Below are 8,452 nucleotides of genomic sequence, written 5' to 3' on the forward strand. Positions count from 1 at the left end.
CCTTGAACGCCGCATAAAGATCCAGCCCGTCGGCAAAGAAATACCGGATGCCGGGACGTGCCCCGAAAGAGGCAGAAACCCATCCTTTCGGTGTCTTTGTCGAAATTCCAATGCCGTTGTCTTCGCACACAAACAGGATCGGCAGTGGCAAAGATTGATAAGAGGTCCAACCCGCCGTGTTAAACGCACCTTGCGCGGTTGAGTGGTTGGCAGAGGCATCACCAAACGAGCACATCACAATGGCGTCGTCGGGCAAGGCCCGATGTTCCGGCGGCCGCCTGCGGGCCAGCCCCACACTATGCGCCACCCCCACAGCTTTCGGCAGGTGGCTGGCGATGGTTGAGGTCTGCGGCGGAATCGTCAGCTCTTTCGACCCTAAAACCTTGTGCCGCCCGCCCGAAATGGGATCGTCCGATGACGAAGCAAACGACAAAAGCATATCCCACGTCATCGTTTGGCCCGGCACCTGATCGGCCCGCGCAATTTGGAACGCTGCATCGCGGTAGTGCAGAAAGGCCATGTCGGTTGGGCGAAGCGCATGCGCTACCGCGGCCATCCCTTCATGCCCGGATGACCCGATGGTGTAAAATCCTTGCCCCGCCTTTTGCATTGCGCGGCTGGTCCGGTCCAGCGCGCGGCTAAGGCATTGCGCGCGAAACAGGCTTACCGCCTCGGGCGCGGTCAAACCTGATGCGGGCGGCTCTCCAACGGGAAAATCCCGCGCCGCTACGCGACGCAGGAAATTGTCATGGACGATTTCTGAACGGGGCATGATCCGTAACCAAGTCCTTTCGTATCCTTTCTGGCCTGAATATCCCCGCCAGCGGCACCCTGTTGATAGGCCGGGGGCCGCCGGCGGGGCTACTTCAATCAGAAGGAAAGCATCAGAAGAAAGCCTGCAATCCGGTGATCGCGCGGCCGAGGATAAGGGCATGCACGTCATGCGTGCCCTCGTAGGTGTTCACGGTTTCAAGGTTTACCATGTGGCGCATGATCTGGAAGTCTTCCTGAATGCCGTTTCCGCCGTGCATGTCGCGGGCGTGGCGCGCGGCTTCCAGTGCCTTGCCGCAGTTGTTGCGCTTGATGATTGAAATCATTTCAGGGGCGGCGTTGGCGTTATCCATAAGGCGACCGACCTGCAGGCAACCCTGCAAGCCAAGGCTGATGTCGGTCATCATATTGGCAAGCTTCAACTGGAACAATTGGGTCTGTGCCAGTGGTTTGTTGAACTGCTTACGGTCAAGCCCGTATTGCCGCGCGGCACCAAGGCAGAATTCGGCCGCACCCATCACGCCCCAGGCGATACCATAGCGGGCCCGGTTGAGGCAGCCAAAGGGGCCCTTCAGACCTTCGACGTTGGGCAGTAGTGCGTCTTCGCCAACCTCGACGTTCTGCATCACGATTTCGCCGGTGATTGAGGCGCGCAGGGACAGTTTGCCCCCAATTTTCGGCGCGCTCAGCCCTTTCATGCCTTTTTCCAGCACGAATCCGCGGATTTTGCCGCCATGGGCATCGGATTTGGCCCAGACCACGAATACATCCGCGATCGGCGCGTTCGAGATCCACATTTTGGAGCCGTTCAGCACATAGCCGTTCGCGGTTTTCTTGGCCGTGGTTTTCATTCCGGCCGGGTCTGAGCCGGCATCGGGTTCGGTCAGACCAAAGCAGCCGATAGATTCGCCAGTGGCCAGTTTCGGCAGGTATTTCTTGCGCTGCTCTTCCGAGCCATAGGCATAGATCGGGTACATCACCAACGAGCTTTGCACAGACATCATGCTGCGATAGCCGCTGTCCACGCGCTCAACCTCACGCGCGACCAAACCGTAGGCGACGTAAGAGGCGCCGATGCCGCCGTATTCTTCGGGCACAGTCACGCCCAGCAGGCCCATTTCGCCCATCTCGCGGAAAATGGCGGGGTCGGTCGCTTCCTCGCGGTAGGCCGCAATGACACGCGGTTGCAGTTTTTCCTGCGCGTAAGAGCGGGCGGCGTCGCGCAGCATCCGCTCTTCCTCGGTCAGTTGGTCGTTCAGGCGGAATGGATCTTCCCAATCGAACCGGCCAAGATCGGGGGCGTCTTTTGCTTTCAGGGCCATGGTGTCCTCGTCATTCTTGAATTTCATGCTTTATGCGCCTGTTTAACACGGCAATCCAACGCTATTCTAGCTGCATGATATGCACGGAGCACATATATGGCCGCCCCCCGCCGCTACCTTCCCTCGGTCAGTCTGCTGGCGGCTTTCGAGGCGGTTTGCAGAACGGGTAGCACCGCCGCCGCTGCGCGTGAACTGTCGTTGACGCAGGGTGCGGTCAGCCGCTTGGTGCAAAACCTGGAGGGGCAGTTGGGGGTCCAACTCTTTCGCCGCGAACAGCGCCGGTTGCAGCCTACCGAACCCGCGCTGGCCTATGCGCGCGATGTCAAAAAAGCATTGGACCTGATTGCCCGTGCGTCTTTGGGTTTGCGCGCCAATCCGGGGGGCGGCGTGCTGAGCCTGTCCATTCTGCCCACGTTCGGCACGCGTTGGCTGGCCCCACGCCTGGGTGATTTTCTGGCGGCACATCCGGGGGTTACGTTGAATCTGGGCACCCGGTTGCGGCCCTTTGATTTTGACTCTGAAACCTTTGACGCCGCGATTCATTTTGGCACCCGCCTTTGGCCGGGCGCCGAGCATCTGCCCCTGTTTGAAGAGCGGATAATCGCCACCTGCTCTGCCAGTTTTGCCGCCGATCATCCGATGGAGACGCCCGAAGATTTGGTACATCTGTCGCTCCTTCAGTTGGAATCGCGGCCCAATGCCTGGGCTGCGTGGTTTGCGCATCATGGGCTTGAGGCGCCCTCGGGGCAGGGGATGATGTTTGACCAGTTCGCCCCGATGATGCAGGCCGCAGCGCACGGTGTCGGCATTGCGCTGCTGCCCGAATTTCTGGCCCTGCCCGAGATTGACGAGGGGCGGCTGATTCGCACCCCCGGCAATGCGGTGTCGGGGGTGGGCACTTATTATCTGGTCTGGCCCGAAGGCGCCGCCGTCAGCCCGCCGCTCGCAGCGTTTCGCGATTGGCTTGCCCTTCAGGCACGGGAAGCGGGGTGATCTGGCCGGGCAGGTAGTAGCGGCCAAACTCGGTCGCCAGAAAATCAGCCAGTTTGACCTGTTCCTGCCCGATAAAGCCGCGCCCCGGCAGATTGCCGCGCCGGACCATATCGACCACGCCGGTCACGCCTGCGGCGGTGGTGATCTGGATCGCGCTCCAGGTCTTGCCGCCGATTTCATGCGACAGCGATTTGTTCAGGAACGACACTTCGCGCAGGCTACCGTTGATAAGGCCGGTTGCGGTGCAGAACACCACGACCACGTCCTGATCGGTCCGGGGCAGGGAATGTTCAAAGATGTCCTTCAGCAGATCGCGCCGACGTTCTAGCCCCAACCCGGTCAGCAACAGGCGCAGGATGTCGCAATGGCCGGGGTAGCGGATCGTGCGGTAGGTCACGCGGCCTGCGTTACCTTCCAAGGTCTCGCCCAGCGTGCCCAAGCCGCCCGAGGTGTTGAAACACTCGTATTCCGCACCGTCCAGTGCAAAGTTTTCCAGGTCTTCCAGCGGTGCAAGGCTGACTTTGCGGCCATCAACCAGCGCCTCGCAGGGGTTCAGGTATTCGTTGATCAGCCCGTCGGTGGACCAGGTCAGGTTATATTTCAAGGCGTTGGTCGGGTATAGCGGCAGCGCGCCGACACGCAGCGATAGCGTATCAAGGCTGTCGAACTTGGCCGCCAGATGCGCCCCAACCATGCCCACGAACCCCGGCGCCAGCCCACATTGCGGCATCATCACCGTATCGGCACCGTCAGCCAGCGCGCGCACGCGGGCGGTGCCGGCCACGTCTTCGGTCAGGTCGAAATAATGGGCGCCGGCATTGCGGGCAGCTTCCGCGATCGTCGGGGTCAAGAAGAAGGGCGCAGCAGAGATGACGGCGTCAAAGCCTTTCAGCTTGGGCGTCAGCGCGGCCAGATCATCAGCGGCAACCTGCAAGGTGCGGATACCTTCGGCGGCGGGCGCCTTCAGGGCCTCGGGGTTCTGGTCAGCCAGCGTGACCTTATAGTTCTCGGACGCACCCAAAAGGGCTGCGATGGTGGTGCCGATTTTGCCAGCACCGATAATGCAGATATTCCACATGATGGTATTTCTCCCTGATCTGTTGCGGTCAGGGTGGGCCACTGCCCTGCCGGAAACTATGTATCAAAGCGCCGATTTGCAGCGTTTGATAACAAATTATGCCGAAGGTTTCGTCAGAATGACGAAGTTTGGATATCAAGCATCCGATCAGCGCTGGCGTTGAACAATGTGCGGGCATAGTCGGTCTGCATCTGCGCGCCCGAAAGCGCTTCGCGCGTCAACTCTTCCACCGCGCGTCCGTGCTGCATTACCAGCACCCGGTCGCACATATGGTCGATCACCGCCAGATCATGGCTGACCATCAGGAATGTCAGCCCGCGCTCTGTGCGCAAGCGGTTGAGAAGGTTCAGCGTTTCTGCCTGTACGCTGGCGTCCAATGCGCTGGTCGGTTCGTCCAGCAGCAGGATTTCCGGCTCCAGCATCAACGCGCGGGCAATGGCCACGCGCTGACGTTGCCCACCTGAAAGCTGATGCGGATAGCGGAACCGGAAACTCGGTGGCAAGCCAACATCGGTCAGCGCCTGCATCACCCGCGCATCCGTGTCGCGCAACCCGTGAATCGCCAGCGGTTCGGCCAAGGTCCGGTCCAACGTGTGACGCGGATGAAGCGAGGCGTAGGGGTCTTGAAACACCATCTGCACCCGTGCCGCAAACGCGCGTGCGCGGTGGGCATTCACCTTTTCGCCGCCAATACGAATAGTGCCGCCGGTTATTGGCGCCAACCCGCAAATGGCCCGCAGGATGGTTGATTTGCCTGACCCGCTTTCGCCCACCAGCCCATAGCTGTCACGCGCCGCGACCGCCAGGCTGACATCCTCAACCGCCCGCACCCGGCGCCCACCGACGTGGTAGGTGACGCTAAGATTTTCAATTTCAATCAAAGACATGTCACCCTCATTCGGCCCAGGCTGCTGTGCGGTCCAACCCCGGAAGAGGCGCGCGGCTGCCGCCGATACGGGGCAGGCAGTTCAACAGACCCTGCGTATAGGGGTGTTTCGCGTGCATCAGGTCTTTTGCCGCCAGTTCTTCGACCACACGACCCTTGTACATCACCAGAACCCGGTCGCAGAACCGCGCGACCAACCGCAGGTCGTGGCTGATAAAGATCAGCCCCATGCCGCGATCACGGACCAACCCATCAAGAATGCTTAATACCTCGGCCTGAACCGTCACATCCAGCGCGCTTGTCGGTTCATCCGCGATCAGCAAATCGGGATTGGGGATCAGCATCATCGCAATCATCACGCGCTGGCCCATTCCGCCGGATAGCTCGTGTGGGTAGCTTTCCATCACCCGCGCCGGCTCGCGGATCTGAACCGCCTCCAATGCCTCGATGGCCTTGGCGCGTGCGGCGACCTTGCCAACCTTGTCACGCAAACGCAGCCCTTCGGTCAGTTGTGCGCCGACTTTCATAACCGGGTTCAACGAGTATTTCGGGTCTTGCATCACCATCGCGATCCGCTGCCCGCGTAGCGCCCGCAAATCACGTTGCGAGGCGGCCATCAGGTCAACCCCGTCAAAGATCATTTCCGCTGCCTCAACGCGGCCCGGCGGACGGATCAGGCGCAGCACCGCACGCCCCGTCATCGTCTTGCCCGACCCGCTTTCACCGACGATCCCCAGCCGTTCACGACCCAGCGAAAATGAAACGCCGCGCACCGCCTCAACCGCCCCGGATTCAGTGTCGAACGTGACTTTCAGGTCTTTCACGGAAAGCAGCGTCATTTGCCCGCGCTCCTTGGGTCAAGCACATCGCGCAGCCCGTCGCCCAGCAGGTTGAAGCCCAGCGACACGATGAAAATGGCAAGGCCCGGAATGGTGGCAACCCACCACTGTTCAAACAGGAACTTGCGCCCCGATGAGATCATCAGCCCCCATTCCGGTAATGGCGGTTGCACCCCCAGCCCCAAGAACCCCAACCCCGCCGCGATCAGAATCACCCCGGCCATGTCCAGCGTCACGCGGATGATGACCGAGGGTAGGCACATCGGCATCACATGGCCCAGAATGATCCGCGTCGACCCCGCCCCTTGCAGGCGCACGGCGGCGATATAGTCGGCATTGCGAACGGTCAGCGTTTCAGCGCGCGCCACACGGGCGTAGGGGGGCCATGCGGTCAGCGCGATGGCCAGAACCGCATTCTCAATCCCCGGACCCAGCACGGCGACCAGTGCCAGCGCTAGAATAAGCCGCGGGAAAGCCAGGAAAATATCAGTGATCCGCATCAAAACCTGATCGACCCAACCGCCGAAATACCCCGCCACCGTGCCGACCAAAAGCCCCAGCACCGGCGCCGTAACCGCGACAAGTGTCACGATGTAAAGCGTGATCCGTGCGCCAAACACGATCCGGGTCCAGATGTCGCGGCCAAAATCATCCGTTCCCAGCCAGTTGCCGGGGGTTAGCGGTGGCAGCAGGCGGCGCCCAAGATCCTGGGCAAAGGGGTCATGGGTGGCCAGCCAGGGCGCAAAGGCGGCCATCGCAAATAGCGTCAGCACGATTGTCAGCCCGACCATTGCCAACAGATTGCGCTGCATCCGCAGCCAGCCAAGGTAATACTGCCCCAACCGCGCCTGCATCCGCGAGGCGGGGTTGGGGTCGCGCAGCCATGTCATTATCTGGCCCATCAATTCGCCCTTGGGTCGACAAGGCGGTAAAGCACGTCTGACATCATGTTCAGCGCCACGAACACGACGCCAACGACCAGTGTGCCGCCCAGAACCGCCGGCATGTCGGCCGCAAACAGTGCATCGGTGATATAGCTGCCAAGGCCGGGCCAGGCGAAAATAGTCTCGGTCAGGACAGAACCTTCCAGCAGATAGGCATAAGATAGCGCAATCACGGTGATCAGCGGCACCATCACGTTTTTCAGCGCGTGAACCCAGATCACCCGGCGTTCCGGCATCCCTTTCACCCGTGCAGTCGTGATGTATTCCTGGCTCAGCTCATTCATCATGAAGCTGCGCGTCATCCGGCTGATATAGGCCATCGAGGTATAGCCCAGCACCCCGGCGGGCAGCACGATATGGCTAAGCGCGTTGGCAAACATACCCCATTCGCCCGCCACGGCCGTATCTATCAGGATCATGCCGGTATAACGCGTCACGTCAAACTCCAGCATCATCTGATAGCCTGCGTCCAGTTGCCCCGGCCCGCCAACCCAGTCCAGCACGCCGTAAAACAACAAAAGCCCCATCAGCCCCAGCCAGAAAACCGGCATCGAATAGCCCATAAGTCCGACGATCCGCACCACCTGATCGACCCATGTTCCGGGCTTTGTCGCCGCCAGAACGCCCGCCGGAACGCCCACGATCACGCCAAACAGCGTCGCCAGCGTGGCCAGCTCCAACGTGGCGGGAAAGTAGCGTACGATTTCGCCGGCAACGGGCCGTTTCGTGCGGATTGATTGCCCCAGATCGCCGTGCAGCACGTCACTGACATAGATGCCAAACTGTCGCCACAGCGGCTCATCCAGCCCCAGTTCCAGCCGGACGGCCTCATATTGGGCGGTTGTAGCCCGCTCTCCGACGATCGACAGAACTGGGTCGATCGGCACCACGCGGCTGATCGTAAACGTCACCAGCATCAGCCCCAGCAGGGTGACCGCCAGCGACAGTAGAAGAAGGGCGATCTGGCGCAGGGCGCGCAGATGGCGGGAGGGCAGGGGTGAATCGGGCATGGTATTCCAGCAAAAAAGGCGCGCGCCCCGGTTGGTCAGGGCGCGCGGTAAGAGGGGTCAGCTTACTTCGTGACCTGCCAATAGGCGGCGCTATCGGTTGAGCCGCCGGTAGAAAAGCCGTTCACATTCGCTCGCATCGCGGTCTGATAGGTCTGCTGATACATCAGCACGAAGGGCGAAGTTTCGCGGTGGATCTTTTGCATTTCCTCATACATCGCGGCGCGTTTTGCGGTGTCACGTTCCTGCACGGCGGCCTCGACCATGGCGTTCAGCGGGCCGGGGTCATAGGCGTTGCGCCAAGCCAGACTGCCGGTCAGCTTGGCCTCATCCGAGTTGTTCTCGTTCAGGGCGAAGGTCGAGGCGTTGGTCTGCGGGTCGGGGTAATCCGGCCCCCAGGTTTGCAGCGTGACCTGGTGGTTGCGCGCACGGTAGTCTTGCAGCACTTCCTTGCCGTCCATCACCTTCAGTTCCAGCTCAATCCCAGCCTGCGCAAAGGTATTCTGGATCGACTGGGCAATATCCATGCGCTCTTGCACGTTGCGCACCGTGAACGACAGCTTGTCTTATGCTGAACCCGGCTCCTACAGTATGAAGGAGCCACTGCCCGCC

9 protein-coding genes are annotated in these 8,452 nt (G+C 60.9%); 1 reads left to right on the forward strand and 8 read right to left on the reverse strand.

What is annotated here, in order from left to right; translation table 11 throughout:
• Together ACM62R_RS11920 and ACM62R_RS11925 are read right to left on the reverse strand one after the other, a co-directional pair.
• A partial coding sequence (locus ACM62R_RS11920) for a thiamine pyrophosphate-dependent enzyme (RefSeq protein ID WP_415184279.1) occupies positions 1-772 on the reverse strand: 772 nt, incomplete at its 3' end.
• Between the two features lie 112 nt (positions 773-884).
• Positions 885-2,093, reverse strand: coding sequence for an acyl-CoA dehydrogenase (locus ACM62R_RS11925; RefSeq protein WP_415184287.1), 1,209 nt, complete (start codon positions 2,091-2,093; stop codon positions 885-887).
• 96 nt (positions 2,094-2,189) lie between these two features.
• Here ACM62R_RS11925 and ACM62R_RS11930 point away from each other — a divergent pair, with 96 nt between their 5' ends.
• Positions 2,190-3,086, forward strand: a complete 897-nt coding sequence (locus tag ACM62R_RS11930; protein WP_415184280.1) for a LysR family transcriptional regulator — start codon at positions 2,190-2,192, stop codon at positions 3,084-3,086.
• On the opposite strand, the gene ACM62R_RS11935 is transcribed toward ACM62R_RS11930, so the two are convergent.
• From ACM62R_RS11935 to ACM62R_RS11960, 6 genes are all read right to left on the reverse strand, one after another.
• Entirely contained in the window at positions 3,025-4,164 is a 1,140-nt protein-coding gene (locus ACM62R_RS11935) for a saccharopine dehydrogenase NADP-binding domain-containing protein (RefSeq protein WP_415184281.1), read from the reverse strand. The two genes, ACM62R_RS11930 and ACM62R_RS11935, sit on opposite strands and share 62 nt — an antisense overlap.
• Before the next feature lie 113 nt (positions 4,165-4,277).
• Complete coding sequence (locus ACM62R_RS11940) at positions 4,278-5,051, reverse strand: ABC transporter ATP-binding protein (protein WP_415184282.1); 774 nt, start codon at positions 5,049-5,051, stop codon at positions 4,278-4,280.
• Between the two features lie 7 nt (positions 5,052-5,058).
• The gene (locus tag ACM62R_RS11945; protein ID WP_415184283.1) at positions 5,059-5,889 is read right to left on the reverse strand and encodes an ABC transporter ATP-binding protein; all 831 of its coding nucleotides are present in this window, start codon (positions 5,887-5,889) and stop codon (positions 5,059-5,061) included.
• Positions 5,886-6,791 carry an ABC transporter permease gene (locus tag ACM62R_RS11950; protein ID WP_415184284.1) on the reverse strand — a complete coding sequence of 302 codons (906 nt, stop codon included), beginning with the start codon at positions 6,789-6,791 and terminating at the stop codon, positions 5,886-5,888. Before ACM62R_RS11950 ends, ACM62R_RS11945 begins: the two co-directional genes overlap by 4 nt.
• Positions 6,791-7,843 carry an ABC transporter permease gene (locus ACM62R_RS11955; protein WP_415184285.1) on the reverse strand — a complete coding sequence of 351 codons (1,053 nt, stop codon included), beginning with the start codon at positions 7,841-7,843 and terminating at the stop codon, positions 6,791-6,793. The genes ACM62R_RS11950 and ACM62R_RS11955 overlap by 1 nt, the downstream gene beginning before the upstream one ends.
• Before the next feature lie 62 nt (positions 7,844-7,905).
• Complete coding sequence (locus ACM62R_RS11960; protein WP_415184286.1) at positions 7,906-8,379, reverse strand: ABC transporter substrate-binding protein; 474 nt, start codon at positions 8,377-8,379, stop codon at positions 7,906-7,908.
• Positions 8,380-8,452 lie beyond the last annotated feature (73 nt).

This window comes from Phaeovulum sp. (genome assembly GCF_047638075.1).
Classification (GTDB): Bacteria; Pseudomonadota; Alphaproteobacteria; order Rhodobacterales; family Rhodobacteraceae; genus UBA6197.

What these genes read in the sequence shown, in the direction of transcription:
- ACM62R_RS11925 (WP_415184287.1), bottom strand. Translation starts at nt 2,093, where the DNA reads ATGGCCCTGAAAGCAAAAGACGCCCCCGATCTTGGCCGGTTCGATTGG.
- ACM62R_RS11930 (WP_415184280.1), top strand. Translation starts at nt 2,190, where the DNA reads ATGGCCGCCCCCCGCCGCTACCTTCCCTCGGTCAGTCTGCTGGCGGCT.
- ACM62R_RS11935 (WP_415184281.1), bottom strand. Translation starts at nt 4,164, where the DNA reads ATGTGGAATATCTGCATTATCGGTGCTGGCAAAATCGGCACCACCATC.
- ACM62R_RS11940 (WP_415184282.1), bottom strand. Translation starts at nt 5,051, where the DNA reads ATGTCTTTGATTGAAATTGAAAATCTTAGCGTCACCTACCACGTCGGT.
- ACM62R_RS11945 (WP_415184283.1), bottom strand. Translation starts at nt 5,889, where the DNA reads ATGACGCTGCTTTCCGTGAAAGACCTGAAAGTCACGTTCGACACTGAA.
- ACM62R_RS11950 (WP_415184284.1), bottom strand. Translation starts at nt 6,791, where the DNA reads ATGGGCCAGATAATGACATGGCTGCGCGACCCCAACCCCGCCTCGCGG.
- ACM62R_RS11955 (WP_415184285.1), bottom strand. Translation starts at nt 7,843, where the DNA reads ATGCCCGATTCACCCCTGCCCTCCCGCCATCTGCGCGCCCTGCGCCAG.